The following is a 16,278-nucleotide window of genomic DNA, read 5'->3' as shown; positions in this document are numbered from 1 at the left end:
CCACCGCATAAAACCTTAATCACTAAATTCAACGCATAGTAAAAATGCCACGCGTTGCGAATCCCTCTTAAACAGTTTGTTATGCGAAATACGACAATGCTGATTTGTACGCCTTTCTAGCCTCGGTACTTAAGTAGCTATCCATACCTTGGAACAGTTCAAATAGCTCAGCACCATATTTGAGTTTGAACTCTGCACTGCTATAAACAAGCTCTAACTCATTAGCGACCTTTAACTCGCAAAACAATTTCACCATTGCACTGTCGAGTTTGAATGTTGAACCAGTAAATCTGTCTTTAAATTGGATTTCTAGCACTTTGCCAAATTGAGGGAATACATACTTTCGGTCGCATGAGCAATACAAATAAACCAATGCTTCTTCATCATTACCAATAATTCGCGCTATTTCTTGGCGCTGGCTTAGCGACACCATATTTTCATCGAAATCCGCTGTTCCATACGCGGCATGAAAGAGACCTGCGATTTGAAGTAACTCGCTACTACCCCAGTTAATTAGAACTTGTTCAGTGCCTTTCAGGTGTACTTCCAATGAACCGTTAAGGTGCTTAAAGTCACCCGCTCCAAGTTCTTGAAGCATTCCAAATTTATCCATAAATCTCAATTCCCTTTAGGTCGCATAACGCCCTGTTAAGGTGTGAGCAACGCAATACCGACGCTTCCGCACAACACCTTAACCACTAAACGCAACGCATAGCAAAAATGCCATACGTTGCGAATCACTCTTAAATAGTTTGTTATGTAACTTTACTCAACCTGAGTTAACAAGCTCAGATTTTCTAGAAAAAAAGGATCGTATTCCAAAGTAAAACACTTCGCGAGTAAAGGAGACGTCTCATTCTTATAATTAATTGCGGGCTCATATTTTTTTACTAGCCTAGATACTTCAACGAAAGTGTCTGGTGATATAGAATTCATTTGCACTATACCTGCAGAGATATTTCTAATATCACCTAAGTCATAGTTTTTATGTTGAAAGTACTGATATAAACAATTCGCTCTCGCGAATTGTATTAGTCGTTCATCGATATTAGATTGGGGACCAGTATTAGCTTTTAAAGATAATGACATCAGTAAAAGTATGAAAGTCATAACCTTGATCATGTGCACTCCCAGAACAGAACTTTGTGAGTGACTGATGCATACCCTTGGTATACGCATTTATTCCCACCCCATAGGTCAGCATGCCCTGTCGCATCACTCCATCCGTCAACTTGATAGATAATTATGCCCTTACGCTCTTTAATTTTCTCTAGGTGCTCTTCGGGAGTCAGCTCTTCAGGGCTAAAGTATTTTTCTGATAGGTATTTGATAAGAATTTTGACTCGAAAAATATACCAAAATTTATCTTGTCCCGAAGAGACTTGAAGACTCATTTTTCCTTCCGGACTAATCGCGTTGTAACGAGGAATTTTGTGTTCTACGCCGCTACCATTAAGAGCTTTGGAAACTCAAATAGCACAAGCGTTTGAAAATATACCTAGTTCGTACTTCGAACCTACTTTACCACCAATTTTTTTAAAAACCACATTAGCTGGTAAAGCAGGGTAATTGGCACGAAGATTTTCCCATGTTGGCAATTTCATTTTCACCTCAATCCTTAGTAAGTATCTTAAGATATATAATGTGCCGCTGATTCGACCTCATGTAAAAAAGAGAAGAAAATTTTATAATTGAAATCATATTGTTTTGAAACTGACTAATCATGAAGTTACATAACGCCGCATTAAGGTGTGAGCAACGCTACTACGAACCGTAACCTTACCGCCGTAAACACAAAACCCAAAGATGGAACTAAAAATGCCAAGCGTTATGAATCACTCTTAAATGCTTTGTTATGTTTGTTCTAATCTTAGGAAAGAATGAAAAAACCTTTTATTGAGCTATACGTCACATTTTAAACTCACAAAACGTACCCACTAAACAGAAGCAAATATTATGCATCAAAACACCCATTTAAGGCAGAGGACATAGCAGTAAAAAAATTCATGATTCAAGGACTTGTAGTATCTGAAAGTTCTCATAACAGCATCCGTGAAATCAACAAACGAGTTACAAACATGAAGCTACTTTCTGTGCTTGGTGGATCAACCGCGACTTACCAAATTTTCTTCAAAAACACATTTGCTACAGCCACATACAATATATCAACAGCAGATTGGGAAACCTTCGCTCGTGGTGCAACATCAATACCTGTAATTACTCGAAAAATCATAAAGAATGAAGCTTTGATGCACTTTACGAGTAAAACAGGGAAAGAACTTAAATTTTGTCAGTGTACATATGAAAGCTTATAAATCAACGTTACTCTTTGTATTTACCCTCATTACATTTTCAAATTCATTTGCTTTTGATTGTGTAAATGAGCGGGACTTTGTTATTTCTGAAGATCATTGGATACATAGTTTATCACCGGAAATTCAATACTATACTGTCATGTACTTGTCTGAAAAGACGGTTGAGCAATGCTTAAAAGAGAAGCCTTCCGAAAAAACCAAAAAACTAAGGTTAAAACTCGAAAAGGCAATTGGCACTGAAAAGCTGTCTGAAATAGAGAGAGAGTTTATTTTTTTATTTGATACACGGAGTGCGTTTGATGCTTTAGGGCTAGATATAATGAGTGACGACTTTCTGCAAAAACTTAGGGACCACGAGTTCTCTAAAAACTGAGCGTCCCAAAAGCTGGTGTACCCCACAAAACCCAACCTTGAACTGAAAATGCCAAGCGTTTGGAATCACTCTTAAATGCTTTGTTATGGCGATACTTAACTTCGCGAGCCTAAGCTTTTTTCACGAACGCCGCTGTTACCATCATTTCTCCAGCACCATCGACCTTGCAGTCGAGTTGGTGATCTTTACTATCAACAATACGTCTAACAACTGCTTTTGTACCGATTTTCAACATCAGGGAGCTACCTTTAACTTTAAGATCTTTTGCCAAAGTAACTCTGTCACCCTCGGCTAACAAAGTACCATTTGCATCCTTAACATTAATAAGTTCATCTTGGGCAAATTCACCAGGGTTCCACTCAAACGCACACTCCGGACAAACCAAGTTAGCTTGATCTTGATACACATATTCAGAATGACAATTTGGACAAGGAGAGAATGACATAAACTTTCAACTTTTCGATTAACATTTGATATATGATAAGTTGATAACGCTCGATTAGCGAGAGTTAGGGCACTATATTTAGTAATACCAACTGTGCTACCTAACTCGAATTATTCCGAAAGCCATAACGCGCATTAAGGTGTGAGCAACGCAACCACGAAACCTAACCATACCACCGTAAACACGAAACCCAACGATGGATGAAAAATGCCAAGCGTTGGGAATCACTCTTAAACGCTTTGTTATGTTTGCCTATTGGCTAAGCTTGGCGATCAAAGAGTCTAGTACCATAAGATCATTTGCTTTTTCCATATACTCATCACTGTCTTCGCCCAATTGGGATAACAGAACATGCTCTCTTTCTAGTTTTTCTTTTAAGCACAGCCTAATATAACGGAGCTCTTTTTCATTGAACATTTCAACCTACCTGTGAGTTTGGAGAATTAATAAAACATGGTCTGGCACTAGATTCTAACTGCTGCAATTTTGTCAAATATAAACTAAGAGGCATATCTTGAAGCGGACGAATTGTGAAATGATGCTTCCCTTTACCTCCATCTTCGCCCAGCGAAACATGCAAACCATTTGGTATTTTAGTATGTTGTGGAATCTTCCACCACAACGTACCAAAATGAGGGTTTCGATAATTGAAGGAGACAGCCTTCCGGATTTACAATCAACGCACTCAATTCCGTTTTTATTGTATATTTTAAAATCCCATACAGCCTCCATATCTCGTGGAGGAGTCGTTCGAATGTAATCAAACTTTGCCTTAGTTTTGCGTCCGAGCCAGAACAAGTCAAAAGGTAAAGAAATATAGAATTTGATGGGCGTATACATCTATGTGTCACTAGTTCGCGAATATGCAACAAGGGTAATTTCAGTATGATATTCATCATAACGCCAGTTGTAGGCTTCTGGAGCTCAGTCGAAAGCTCTAATTATCATATAACATTGAATTACATTAGCTTTTCGATGCCGTTGGCAAACATAACGCTCTGTTAATGGGTGAGCAACGCATTACCGAAGCGACCGCATACCACCTTAAACACTAAAATCAACGCATAGCAAAAATGCCACGCGGCATGACCCCCTCTTGAACGCTTTTTGTGATTAATTTTCAATGGGTTACGCTTTATTAGGCACAAAATTAACTCGACTTTGATTTACAAACCAAAGCCAAAACGTAGAAAACCGAAATGACTCATAGTTTTGAAAATCGAGCTTTGAAATTCGGCCGCTAAAACTCAAAAACTGAAGATCAAATTGCTGATTGAGGCAACTATCTGAATTTTCAGCGCCAAAGAATAAGTGTCCAAAAAACAGTGCCCAATGAAGTTAACTTGCCGACAAACTCGAAACCAACCAGCCGAGGGAACAAAGAAAAACAATAAACCACTGATTTTACGTGATTAAGCATAACGCCTTGTTAAGGGGTGAAGCACGCAATACCTATGCTGCCGCATGCCGTCTTAACCACTAAAATCAACGCATATCAGAAATGCCAGGCGTACTGAATCCCTCTTGAACAGTTTGTTATGAGCGTACTTATGTTGCCCACTTACCAGACAAAAAGTTTGAAACAAACGAGGATAAGCGCAACTGTGATAAGGCCACCCCAACCGATTGTTCGTGTTATTGTTTCCGGTGATTGTGTATTTAAATGAGGAAATAAAATGGCCCCAAAAGATAACAGTGGCACAAAACCGTATAATTGCCCCATTTGTGATGACGTACCCAAAGGGAAAGGCGGAACAAACAAATACAAAATCGTATACGCAATATAGACAAGCATTGCAATACCGGCTTCCTTTACCGACGTATCACTTTCTCCATACCAAAAGTAGAACCCCACACTGACACAAAAAACAGCCACACTGATCAACAGAACTATTCTCCTAATTATTCTTTAGCTCATAACGCCACGTTAAGTAGTGAGCAACGCCACCACAAGACCTAAACCTTTGTGCAATTCACACCATTTAGCCTTATAGCCCGTGTAAATTTGAGCATCGACTTTTACAGGTATATCAACATCAAATACCGAAATAGCCAGTTCGATCTTTTCCAGAGACTCACCTTTCACCCTGAACCCGAGGCTAGAACCACAGTTAGAACAGAACATTCTAGTCGTTCCGTTTGATGCAACAAACTCTTTGAGTAAATGCTTACCTGTAAGCCAACTTAAACCTTTGACCCCAACCAGTTTCCCAAACGCTGCACCGTGAAATTTTCGACACATAGAACAATGACAATTAGCTACTTTTTCACTAAACCCACTAACAGAAAATCGGACGCCTCCGCATAAACATGAACCTTCAAATCCTGCACACATCCTGAGTTTTCCTCCCTATTGCATAACGCCGCATTAAGGTGTGAGCAACGCTACCACGAAACCTAACCATACCTTCGTAAATACAAAATGCCAAGCGTTGGGAATCACTCTTAAATGCTTTGTTAGCTCTCTGCTTGTTCAGGTAGCAACTGCTCTAGCTTCAAACCATATTCTGCTTCATTGCTTTTATATTCATCTTTCAAATATTCAAAAAACTGAGTCAAATGAACTAAGTATTCCTCATAATCTTCACGTTCTCGCAAAGTTTCACTATGTAACAAGTTTTGATTATATAGAACAGCATCTCTAACTGCCGATAATAGCATCGGTACATATGGCTTAGGTATATTCATCTTACGCAGCCTCTCTTACTGCTAACTTCGCTAATTTACTCAATAGTAACTTAAACTTTGACAAGGGCATATCATAAGCAGGAGCGATAGTGTAATGATACGCACCAAAACGAGGGTTATACTGATCTTTAACTATCGCCAACCCAGAAGGTAAAGGTGTGCCCTCTGGTATCCGATAGTGCTGCCAATTTGGTCCCTGTGGTATCCCTGGTCGATCAAACGTACTGATGCCTCTTGGCCGGTCTTTCACTAACACTCTCGCATCAACTCCCATTCCTTTAATAGTAATGTCAGCAGGTCTAGGTCTACCATTTAAAAGAAGTAGAGTATCTTCAATTAGTTCAAAAAGCTCCATACCTTTTTTAACATTTAATCCTCTCCACAAATTAAGAGGTACTTTACCCTCATAATAGTTATGAATTTGCCCCTTATCTAACAACACATCTTTTAGCAATGTAACAGTTTCCATGTTTCCTCCTTTTGCTTAAATTCTCGAGAGAGCTAACGCCTTGCTAAGGTGTGAGTAACGCAATACAAAAGATACCGCAAAGCGCCTTAATCACCATAAGCCACCGCAAAGTAAAAATGCCACGCGTTACGAATCACTCTTAAGCAATTTGTTAGTACATGCGCTACTTCTATTTATGCGCTCCAAGATATTGAAAACTTAAATGATATGAAAGACTTTGAACACTGAGGTGAGACGGGCAGCTACAAAACTTAAAACCGATAGAGAGACGAAAGTTGGCTAGAAGAAAAACGTACTGAACTACCCTACATTCATTAGCTTCAAATTAGAAAAGGATTCTTTCCTCGTACTTCAACAGCCACACCAAAAGTAATCAAGGTTCTCTCAAAAACCACTACGAAAATGAAGAAGAGCCAAAGAAATAGGCTAAGAGTTAGAAGCCGTAAACGGTGAAATCAAAGCGAACACTCCGCATATAGTGCCACCGGAAAGAACGTGAAAGGCACTAACTTAAAGGTGTAAATATGAGCGCCAAAACAGATAAACACCAAAACTGATGACCTTTGATGTCAAACCCGTACTAACGCCCTGCTAAGGGGCGAACAACGCAATACAAAAGCCTACGCATACTACTTTAATCACTAACCCCAACGCATAGTAAAAATGCCACGCGTGCCGAATCACTCTTGAAGAACTTGTTATGTTGAGATGTTAAGTAACGCGTTCATGACTATCTAGCATCTTCACAGGCAACTGGTTTTCAACTAGAAAATGGTAAAATCTTAGCTCTTCAATTAAGTCAGGAAAAGCTAGTTCAAAGTCTTGATAGGTCTGATTTTTGAAACGAAACCTTACCGTATGTTCAAACCTTTTGGTTTGCGCATACAAAATTTCATTAATATCAGCAGTATTTATACTTGTACCTAAAAGAGATAAACTATTACCATCAAGCACAACTTCTAGCGACTGTTTCGGTTTGGATGTTAAATACTCAGCAGCTAAAGATACAGCACAAAAAAATGCGATGTATCCTAATTGTGTTAAAAATGGAGCCTTAGATATCTCGACTAAGTAGTAAGCAAACATGCCACAAATTAATACTCTAGTGATAAAGCTATACATTAATTTAAAACTGACCAATTTACTTTGTCTCAATAAAGTTTTCATAACTCCCTTCTCAACATAACGCCGCGTTAAGGGGCGCAGGCACGCAATACAAAAGTGACCGCATACCACCTTAAACACTAAAACCAACGCATAGTAAAAATGCCTCGCGTTGCGAATTACTCTTAAACAGTTTGTTATGTGAATTCTCGATTGAAACGCCGAACTTTTGTACGCATATTTTTCATAGGTGATGATGTATTAAACTGAATCATGCGCCCCAAAGTCTATTGTTCATACCACGCAACACCATAGGAATCATGGTCACTTAAGCTTGAAATGAGTAAAAGTATCTCGTTAACTGTAGACTCAAGCTCAATGAGTAAATCATCATATTTCCACTCACAGTACTCTTCGTGGAAGCTTTCAGCGAGTGAGCCTAATTGGTTCCATTTATAACCAGTTTCCGGGAAATCAACATGTTGGTTTTGATATCTTAAGTGATGCCATTTAAGAATGAGTTTCCCCAACCAATCAAGTAAGCCACTGTATCACTAACGCTAATGGCTTTACCTTTGACGTTTCCCTCTACTCCAGGTTTGCGAGCTTTGCCTTCCGGAATTGAACGATAGTCAGCCATGAGTTTCGGAAATATTGAGTTTATAGCCAACTCCAATTCATCCTTATTTCTTGGCACAGAAGACATTTTGACCTCCATTCACATAACGCTCTGTTAAGGTGTGAGCAACGCAATACCAATGCTTCCGCATATCACCTTAACCACTAAACGCAACGCATAGCAAAAATGCCACGCGTTGCGAATCACTCTAAAACAGTTTGTTAGCTTTATTTTAGAGAAGGTCTCTTGAAAAATTAACCACATTATCTCCAAATACACTTATAGCATCGTTTCGTAGTGATTTAATGAGCAACCTCAATTCAATCAGATCGTTACCGTAGTCTGATATTTCATCGTCAGAGTTCTCACAAACATGTGCCCATTGCTTTTCCAATGACTCCAAACCTTCTAGGACTAATTTCATATCCGAAGGTGCTAAATCTAAAGTTATCCGTCTAAAACTACTTTACCCTCGTTTTTAAACACCATTGTTGCTTTCAAAGCCATCTCTTCCAGTAACCCCTTATACTTATCTAAAGGCATATTTGTGACAGGTGCGATACCGTAATGATGTGGCTTATCATTTACAAGCTTTAGCCCCTGAGGAGGGCGCGTGTTGGGTGGAAACCTCCAAACCCAACCCGTCATGTTAGATTGGTTAATACCAGTCTTGTCAAATACACTGATCCCCTTTCCATTAGCAATTATTACCGTTATACCATTTAACTGCATCGTGTCCACATCCTTAGATCTCACATGCGATAGCTTGGGAGTTTCCTTATTACCAATCCTAAATAGTTCTTCGGGTAAGATGTAAATTACCACCTTCTAAAGAAGGTGGCTTTGTGTGAGCCCCCTAAAAGAGGGCCTTTGTTTAGTCCAGCGCCAATTGCTGCTGCTCTACTCGCTCTTGCTTCTCTTGATGTCTTACATATCGGCGTATTATTTCTTCATTGATTCCAACACTATCGACAAAATAGCCTCTTTGCCAAAAGTGATTACCCCAAAGCCTGTTCTTCCTAAGGTGAAGAAACTTGATTGTATCTACTCATGTTATTTGTCCTCTTTGACTTCTGGAAAAATCAAAGATGCATTTAGCATGAGTAGATTTACAGGCAAAGCCAAAGCGGATGATAACCACCTACTGAAGTAGGTGGTTTAGGGCTGAAAATAAAAATCTTTCGGAAACATAATTAACTCCAGATGAAATAAAACCTGAACATTAATTACGAACTAACAAGTGACCTAATTGTCGATATTAAATATACGATGGAGTTAAAACTCGTGTGTAATAGCCATGAAAAGTGGTGTACCCCACAAAAAGTAGACAGTACATAACTACATACTTTCGTACTCGACCGGACTGACATGCCCTAACGCTGAGTGCCTTCTTCTGAGATTGTAAAATACCTCGATGTATTCGAAGGTGCCCATTCGGGCTTCTTCGAGAGTTTGGTAGTCTTCTGCGTATATCAGTTCGACTTTCAGTCGGCTGTAGAACGACTCCATCACCATATTATCCCAACAGTTACCCTGTCGGCTCATGCTCGGTACACCTCCATGCTTGCGCATGAAGTCTTGATATATATGCTCTGTATTGTACACCACGGTCTGAGTGGATAATGACGCCCTTAGACGGCTTACGTGACTCAAACGCCATTTTTAACGCATTAGTGATGAGCTCGACGGTCATCGTTGTCCCTAGCGACCAACCCACGATACGCCTTGAATACAGGCCCATCACTGTCGCCAAGAAGAGCCAACGGCTCTTCACCCAGATATACGTGATGTCCGTGACCCACTTCTGATTTGGCATCTCAGACTCAAAGTCTCTTCGCAGTAAATTGTCAGCAACATTCCTCATCGCAGCCACATCCTTGCTGTATTTAAACCCTTTACCATTACGTGCCCTGATACCTTTTTCCTTCATGATATCAGCCACATAATTCACGCAGCAGGCATAGCCTGCTTCGTTGAGCTCTTCGGCTATTCGCACTGAGCCGTAACGTGCCCGATATTGGGCAAAGGTACACATGACAAGCTGTTCAAAGCGCTTTCGCCTCTTTGAACGCTCATTTGGCGTATGATGACACCACTTGTAATAACCACCTCGACTCACCTCTAACGCACGGCACATTAAGCTAATGGAATACTCACCGACATAGCTTTCGATGAATTCGTACTTCACTCTTGTTGCTTCGCGAAGTACGCCGAGACCTTTTTTAGGAATTCCATTTCATCTTTGAGTCGCTTGTTCTCGCGCCTTAACGCTCGAAGCTCTTCGGACTCTTTCTTCGAATAATCGACACTATCTAAGGTGTTAAACTGTTTATCAGATAGGCGTGTGAACTGGCGCTTCCAGTTCCGGTTCTGCTGGGCACTGATGCCCAGCTCCTTGGCAACGGAGACGGCTGTTCGGCCAGGAAGACTGGCCAAGCGGACTGCTTCTTTGCGGAACTATTCGGTGTACGCTGGATTACGATGTTTAGCCATAAATCACCTCTCAATTAGACCCTAGATCTAACTTAGTAAAGTGTCTACTAAACGTGGGGTACTCGGCCGCATAACGCCTTAACCACTAAAACCAACGCATAGTAAAAATGCCATGCGTGCCGAATCACTCTTGAACAATTTGTTAGCTTTCTAGCCAACGAAGTACGCTGAATCATTTTCTGCAAACAAACAGTCTAACGGGTAAGGAAGCTCAAACCTTGGCATATTCCCCTTTGAAAACCATTTAAGGCTTACCGCTTCATCATCGATTACGGATTGAGAAGAACTTTCTACTACACATTTGAACATGATGACTGTGTATTCAACTTGAACACCATTTGGGTATGTAAAACCAAAACCCTCACCACCAAATACACCAAGTAGGCGATCTACTTTTACATCTAAACCTGTTTCCTCGCGCACTTCCCTGGTCAATGCTTCCACTGACGACTCTTGAGGTTCAATCATTCCGGCAGGAAGACTCCATGTACCATCTGATTTTTGCTGAAGTAGTAGCTCTTTGTTTTCATTTAAAATGATACCCGCAACGCCGGGGATAAGAAGTGGCATCGTTCCAATCTTAGAACGAACCTCTTTGATATAGTCACTTGCGCTCAATTTTCCTCCTTGAAAGCTAACGCCCAATTAAGGTGTTAAGCACGCATTGACCAAGTCGCTGCATAGCACTTCAACACCGAAAGCCAACGCATGGCAAGAATGCCACGTGTGCTGAATCACTCTTAAATTGTTTGTTAGCTCACTTGGATTCAAGATTCCTCTGTACCAACCTTCATCTTTGCTCGAAATGCTGAATTTAGACCTATAAAGAACAAAGCATTTGTTATCACAAAAACAAAAATGATCATAATGGACAAACTATTACCTGAAATCGCTACTGTTAGGGAATGCTGACAGAATGCTCCCATTAGACACAGCGCCAGAGGCCTCAAAAAGGTTACGGAGAAAGGCAACTTTTCCTGTGTCAACATGTGTAACATTATTAACACATGAGACGAGTGAACTATTGCTAGTGCAAAAATAATAACTAACACGGAAATCAACATTATAAATCACCTGCTTTTAGTAGCCCTCTTCTCAACAACTCGTCTTGTGCACTTTTACTGTTTGAGTGCGTTTGACAAGCAATTATGCTGACCATTATTACCAAAATGGCGGAAGCCCTTTTAGCATTGATTTCGTTTAACCCAACCTTTGAGCCTACCTGAGCTACGACAGTAGATGTAATAGTCGTTTTAAATTGTTTTGATATGTGCCGAGGGGCTTCTTTTACCCCTTTTTCAGATACTTTGTATAAAACGCCTGCAACGCTAGCAACCGTTATTGGAACTGTAATATCGATACCAATTAGCTTAATTGCGTCTGTAACATCATTGTTCGTATCGAAAAATTTTCTAAGTTTCTTTATCCGATAGTGACCAAGAAAACCAATATGGATTTGCCAACTACTTGTGATATTAACCCATACAAGGCTGATTTCAGCTGATTGTCAGGCAAGTCTAGTATTTTGCGAAGAACCTCTGACTGCTTGTTTCTTAGTAGCTCTCTATACAGGACTATTCCTGTCATTATAACTACAGAGTTAGCCTGTTGCCTTAAACGTGATAAGTACTTCTCCATGCCAATTAGTTGTGCATAATATTTTATAGGGTCGGCACCAATTACCGCTCGATTAACTCTCATAAAACCTCCTCTCTAGACCATTTGAAGTGTCACTTTCTTTGAGAAAAGGTACAAATACTTTTGTAATTTATTAGTTAAACTTCACACGCAATTTGCAATTTACACAATTGATAATTACGTAGTTCGACTGTCGACGGTTGCTTTGCGAGCTAACGCCGCATTAAGGTGTGAGCAACGCTACCACGAAACCAAACCATATCACCGTAAACACGAAACCCAACCTTGAACTGAAAATGCCAAGCGTTGGGAGTCACTCTTAAATGCTTTGTTAGCCCTAGGATTCTGACCAAAGTTCAGAGTCATCTTCTGATAGCTGTTGAAGCTCTCTTTCCTATAACTACATCTTCAGGCCATTTGATATCCAAGGAGTTCTTGAATTCTTGAATACCTACATAAGCAATTATGTCACCCTCTATTTGTAACTCCCACACCGAGCCATTCCACTGAGCAAAATCATAAACACCTGCAGCTGGCCCTAGTTTTACCGCAACAAAATACATACCAACAAATGATGGCAGTCCTTTTTCCCAATTAAACTCAATGCTCATACTACCTCCTAAAACTTTTCACGAAAGCGTTCAGCTACGTCGGCCAATTCCATTAAGTAAAGTGGTTTTAATTTACATAATTGATGAGCATTTTCAATAAAACCTAAGAGTAAAAAGTAATTTTTAATCAAAAAGCCCTCGCAGTAGATCAACGCGGTGTTACTGGTCTTATGATATGAAAGCTTCTTCAAATGCCAAAGTTTGGATGAAGAATCTCTAATATGGATGTGGGACATCCCAGCCTGCTTGACCTGACTTGGAAAATCATAAGTAGTGTCTCGACCAAATGATTTGTGGGGAACACCCGTTTTCTTGTAATCTTTGAACTGACCAATAAATCTAGTTTACTTTTATCAAGATTATCTCTAAATCCTGAGCTTACAAAAACCTTTACATCCTTGTTCATTTTTATTACTCCATTTCAATAAAAGTTACTTTGTTCCTTATTTTTGAATCATTCATCGTTGCTCGTTCAGTTAACGCTGCTGAACGCCTGATTTCATCTCTTTTGAGTGCTTCTGTCTTATTGTCACCATCTAAGACTTTTTCTTTTTTGAGAACTATCGCTTTTTTCCTTTGTTGCATATTACACTTTCCTCTCTATTTAATTTAGGGCTAACGCCGCGTTAAGGTGTGAGCAACGCTACCACGAAACCTAACCATACAACCGTAAACACAAAACCCAACGATGGAATGAAAAATGCCAAGCGTTGGGAATCACTCTTGAATGCTTTGTTAAATGTATTCCCACAACTCTAGCAAAACTGTAGCCACGCCAGCATAACCGATTAAAAAAACTGTCACTTGGGCATATAATAAATGCTCTTCAGAGTACCAACGCTTTGTCTTTCTTTGAAAATATTGAAAACGCTTCTGGTGCTCTTCGGGTAAGTACCCACAACGATGGTACTTGTTACTAAACCTCAAAGGTTCCTCTTCAACACGCTTTCTATAAAATGGGAGTCGTTGTGTCTTAGCTATCGCTATTAGACCACGATTATAATAAAGCGTTTGATGACCTTGATACTTCGCTAGAACGCCGATAATTATTGATACGAAAACTAAGACCACAGATAGTAAGTGCAGCTTAATGCCGTGTAATTCAGGAACTGCCTTTATATCAACCGCTTCAAAAGAAGATATTGCAAAGGTGAATCCCGCTACAGCCAAAGCAGTTAGCCATGTTATATATGTCAAGCGGTCTTGAACTATCTCTACATCAAGTTTAACTGTATCTACAAACAACTCTTCCGTTCTATTAATTATTTTTTCAGAAAGCTCATCCATTACAATATCACCTGTACATTTAACGCTCTGTTAAGGGGTGAGCAACGCAATACCGAAGCCGCCGCAAACCACCTTAATCACTAAAATCAACGCATAGTGAAAATGCCACGCGTTGCGAATCCCTCTTGAACAGTTTGTTAGGTGCGTAGCCAAAGTTGGTAAAAGTCTGTTTCATCGTGCTTGGGATTCTTGCGCACGAACTCCCAACCATGACGCTTATAGAATGTAAGAGCTCGATGGTTAGTTCGGCTTACTGAAAGTACAGCACGCAAACAACCCGCTTTACTCAAAGTGCTTACAATATAATCCTGCAATTTTGCAGCGAGTCCTGAACCACGAAAATTCGGCTTTAAGTAAATGAGATGTACATAGCCAGTCCCCGGCTCGGGTGAAAAGCTACGAAACTCTAACTGCCCTGCAAACTGACCATCCACAAATATATGGATATAGAACCATCCTGATGTTGCTACCCGGTCTAATACTCGTTCACGATAACCACTGATGAAGTCATCGAAACCATCGTAATGCCCAAAACTACAAAAGTATGCATCTTTTCTTGCAGCAACGCATAATTCGAAATCATCAATGTTTATCTGCCGAAAAGTAATTTCCATACTTACCTTTTCCTTCAAGCACCTAACGCCCTGTTAAGGTGTGAGCAACGCAATACCGATGCCGCCGCATACCACCTTAATCACTTACATCAACGCATGACGAAAATGCCACGCGTTGCGAATCACTCTTGAACAGTTTGTTAGTATTCAGACCCAACCTGTTACACCGAACTTAGAAAGAAGTCTTACTTATCAGTTCTCTACCGTCTTGATACCACAGTTTTCACAGATCGTATGTCGAGAAAACTCATCCATAGAAGCTAAAAATGGGCCAACTGCCCAACCTTTGATTAACCCTGCTATAAACTCTTTACACTTTTGATGTTTTACACCAGCAAAAGGACTAGGGTTCCTAATCAATACGGTGATATGTTTGGATTTAATGTTGCAAGCAGAACACTGATATTTGTCTATCTGATGAAGCACTAATTTTCCTCCTGAATACTAACGCCTTGTTAAGGTGTGAGGCACGCAATACCGATGCTTCCGCATAACACCTTAACCACCAAAACCAACGCATAGTAAAAATGCCACGCGTGCCGAATCACTCTTGAACAATTTGTTAGCATACTTTTTCAATGCTCATAGACCTTTAAGTGATTCTCTTAGTTTATCCATAGTTTGAATTCCAAGTTCACTACTAACCCAACCGTACTGGTCTCCATGAAACCTAGGGAAAATATGCAAATGGTAGTGATCGAGCTCGTTGAAATGAGGTGCCTCTCCATTGTTTTGCATAAAGCCGATACCATCGGGATTGAACTTAGCTTCTATACGTTTATATAAATCTCTTGCAACGTCGGTGATCTCAAAAAACACAGACTCAGGCAGGTCAATGAATGTACGGTATTGAGTCTTAGGACAAATTAAAATATGCCCAAAGTTGATTGGATCATGATCTGCAAAAGCTATAACTTGGTCAGATTCGTACACGATGACCGAGTCAATTTCACGATTAACAATTTGTTCGACTATCGTAGACATCTGAACTCCTATCAAAGTATGCTAACGCCCTGTTAAGGGGTGAGCAACGCAATACTGAAGCCGCCGCACACCACCTTAATCACTTAAACCAACGCATAGTGAAAATGCCACGCGTTGCGAATCCCTCTTGAACAGTTTGTTATGTTTGTGCTGACGTCGCTAGACAAACTTATGGTTGTATAGAGGTAAAATGTTGATCACTGGTTCTTCGTAAGGGTGAATTGTTCGAATAGCATCAAGTGGAGCTTGAACTAAAGGCTCTTGGCATCTAACGTCAATTCTGACCTCTTCACCAAAGTTAATTTCACCCTTTTTGCCAGTAACAGGTTCCGAGCCTTCAGTTGGTCTCCAGAACCCTGAAATTTTTACGATAGAAATAACACTGTCATAGTCACCCACAACACCTGCACCAACTGAGTTAAGTGCATCACGGATAGCTACAACTTCTGTTTCAGGTGTATAGATTTCTAGCTTGAATTCCATCATTTTTCCCAAAAAACATAACGCCCTGTTAAGGTGTGAGCAACGCAATGCCGAAGCCGCCGCAAACCACCTTAAACGCAAAAACGCAACGCATAGCAAAAATGCCACGCGTTGCGAATCACTCTTAAACAGATTGTTAACTGGCTAACCTAACG

21 protein-coding genes and 4 pseudogenes are annotated in these 16,278 nt (G+C 40.2%); 2 read left to right on the top strand and 23 right to left on the bottom strand.

From position 1 onward, the window contains the following. Positions 1–79 precede the first annotated feature (79 nt). Complete coding sequence (locus R7040_RS16175) at positions 80–613, bottom strand: DUF6817 domain-containing protein (RefSeq protein WP_064354025.1); 534 nt, start codon at positions 611–613, stop codon at positions 80–82. Positions 614–1,118: 505 nt separating this feature from the next. Further along, a pseudogene (locus R7040_RS16170) lies at positions 1,119–1,457 on the bottom strand (T6SS effector amidase Tae4 family protein); the annotation flags it as partial. A gap of 549 nt (positions 1,458–2,006) precedes the next feature. On the opposite strand from R7040_RS16170, the gene R7040_RS16165 reads away from it, so the two are divergent. Then, positions 2,007–2,315, top strand: a complete 309-nt coding sequence (locus tag R7040_RS16165) for a hypothetical protein (protein WP_064354026.1) — start codon at positions 2,007–2,009, stop codon at positions 2,313–2,315. After that, positions 2,302–2,688 carry a hypothetical protein gene (locus R7040_RS16160; protein WP_064354028.1) on the top strand — a complete coding sequence of 129 codons (387 nt, stop codon included), beginning with the start codon at positions 2,302–2,304 and terminating at the stop codon, positions 2,686–2,688. Before R7040_RS16165 ends, R7040_RS16160 begins: the two co-directional genes overlap by 14 nt. A gap of 109 nt (positions 2,689–2,797) precedes the next feature. On the opposite strand, the gene R7040_RS16155 is transcribed toward R7040_RS16160, so the two are convergent. From R7040_RS16155 to R7040_RS16050, 21 genes and pseudogenes are all read right to left on the bottom strand, one after another. Continuing rightward, positions 2,798–3,133, bottom strand: a complete 336-nt coding sequence (locus R7040_RS16155) for a zinc ribbon domain-containing protein YjdM (RefSeq protein ID WP_064354030.1) — start codon at positions 3,131–3,133, stop codon at positions 2,798–2,800. A 1,561-nt stretch (positions 3,134–4,694) separates the two neighbouring features. Next, entirely contained in the window at positions 4,695–5,009 is a 315-nt protein-coding gene (locus tag R7040_RS16145; RefSeq protein ID WP_258645098.1) for a hypothetical protein, read from the bottom strand. 51 nt (positions 5,010–5,060) lie between these two features. Further along, the gene (locus R7040_RS16140) at positions 5,061–5,468 is read right to left on the bottom strand and encodes a GFA family protein (protein WP_104975382.1); all 408 of its coding nucleotides are present in this window, start codon (positions 5,466–5,468) and stop codon (positions 5,061–5,063) included. Positions 5,469–5,590: 122 nt separating this feature from the next. Further along, complete coding sequence (locus R7040_RS16135) at positions 5,591–5,821, bottom strand: hypothetical protein (protein ID WP_104975383.1); 231 nt, start codon at positions 5,819–5,821, stop codon at positions 5,591–5,593. A gap of 1 nt (position 5,822) precedes the next feature. Continuing rightward, on the bottom strand, positions 5,823–6,290 hold the full coding sequence (locus R7040_RS16130; protein WP_104979300.1) for a hypothetical protein: 468 nt from the start codon (positions 6,288–6,290) through the stop codon (positions 5,823–5,825). Positions 6,291–7,001: 711 nt separating this feature from the next. Beyond that, entirely contained in the window at positions 7,002–7,457 is a 456-nt protein-coding gene (locus R7040_RS16125; protein WP_104980026.1) for a hypothetical protein, read from the bottom strand. A gap of 134 nt (positions 7,458–7,591) precedes the next feature. Then, a pseudogene (locus R7040_RS16120) lies at positions 7,592–8,112 on the bottom strand (ClbS/DfsB family four-helix bundle protein). Positions 8,113–8,460: 348 nt separating this feature from the next. Beyond that, positions 8,461–8,745, bottom strand: a complete 285-nt coding sequence (locus tag R7040_RS16115) for a hypothetical protein (RefSeq protein WP_318096908.1) — start codon at positions 8,743–8,745, stop codon at positions 8,461–8,463. Between the two features lie 142 nt (positions 8,746–8,887). Then, a pseudogene (locus R7040_RS16110) lies at positions 8,888–9,049 on the bottom strand (transposase); the annotation flags it as partial. Between the two features lie 302 nt (positions 9,050–9,351). Next, the gene (locus tag R7040_RS16105; protein ID WP_169644108.1) at positions 9,352–9,558 is read right to left on the bottom strand and encodes an IS3 family transposase; all 207 of its coding nucleotides are present in this window, start codon (positions 9,556–9,558) and stop codon (positions 9,352–9,354) included. Next, entirely contained in the window at positions 9,542–10,201 is a 660-nt protein-coding gene (locus tag R7040_RS16100) for an IS3 family transposase (RefSeq protein ID WP_169644111.1), read from the bottom strand. Before R7040_RS16100 ends, R7040_RS16105 begins: the two co-directional genes overlap by 17 nt. Next, a pseudogene (locus R7040_RS16095) lies at positions 10,198–10,458 on the bottom strand (transposase); the annotation flags it as partial. The pseudogene R7040_RS16095 and the gene R7040_RS16100, both read right to left, overlap by 4 nt. Before the next feature lie 198 nt (positions 10,459–10,656). Next, complete coding sequence (locus R7040_RS16090) at positions 10,657–11,124, bottom strand: NUDIX domain-containing protein (RefSeq protein ID WP_104975392.1); 468 nt, start codon at positions 11,122–11,124, stop codon at positions 10,657–10,659. A 1,382-nt stretch (positions 11,125–12,506) separates the two neighbouring features. Next, positions 12,507–12,755: a hypothetical protein gene (locus R7040_RS16085; RefSeq protein ID WP_318096907.1), complete on the bottom strand. Its 249-nt coding sequence runs from the start codon at positions 12,753–12,755 to the stop codon at positions 12,507–12,509. A gap of 8 nt (positions 12,756–12,763) precedes the next feature. Continuing rightward, positions 12,764–13,090 (bottom strand): type II toxin-antitoxin system YafO family toxin, encoded by a 327-nt coding sequence (locus R7040_RS16080; RefSeq protein WP_104975396.1) that lies wholly within the window; start codon positions 13,088–13,090, stop codon positions 12,764–12,766. A 76-nt stretch (positions 13,091–13,166) separates the two neighbouring features. After that, positions 13,167–13,340 (bottom strand): hypothetical protein, encoded by a 174-nt coding sequence (locus tag R7040_RS16075; RefSeq protein WP_153645908.1) that lies wholly within the window; start codon positions 13,338–13,340, stop codon positions 13,167–13,169. A 150-nt stretch (positions 13,341–13,490) separates the two neighbouring features. Next, positions 13,491–14,042 (bottom strand): hypothetical protein, encoded by a 552-nt coding sequence (locus R7040_RS16070; RefSeq protein ID WP_054730956.1) that lies wholly within the window; start codon positions 14,040–14,042, stop codon positions 13,491–13,493. A gap of 137 nt (positions 14,043–14,179) precedes the next feature. Beyond that, positions 14,180–14,656, bottom strand: coding sequence for a GNAT family N-acetyltransferase (locus tag R7040_RS16065; protein ID WP_064354096.1), 477 nt, complete (start codon positions 14,654–14,656; stop codon positions 14,180–14,182). Between the two features lie 192 nt (positions 14,657–14,848). Continuing rightward, positions 14,849–15,082 (bottom strand): hypothetical protein, encoded by a 234-nt coding sequence (locus tag R7040_RS16060; protein WP_064354097.1) that lies wholly within the window; start codon positions 15,080–15,082, stop codon positions 14,849–14,851. A gap of 156 nt (positions 15,083–15,238) precedes the next feature. Continuing rightward, positions 15,239–15,640 carry an HIT family protein gene (locus R7040_RS16055; protein ID WP_064354098.1) on the bottom strand — a complete coding sequence of 134 codons (402 nt, stop codon included), beginning with the start codon at positions 15,638–15,640 and terminating at the stop codon, positions 15,239–15,241. A 159-nt stretch (positions 15,641–15,799) separates the two neighbouring features. Next, complete coding sequence (locus R7040_RS16050; RefSeq protein ID WP_064354099.1) at positions 15,800–16,123, bottom strand: hypothetical protein; 324 nt, start codon at positions 16,121–16,123, stop codon at positions 15,800–15,802. Positions 16,124–16,278 lie beyond the last annotated feature (155 nt).

The organism is Vibrio sp. 1069 (assembly GCF_033340555.1).
The sequence above is the reverse complement of the archived record's forward strand: the minus strand, read 5'-3'. Positions and strand labels throughout refer to the sequence as shown.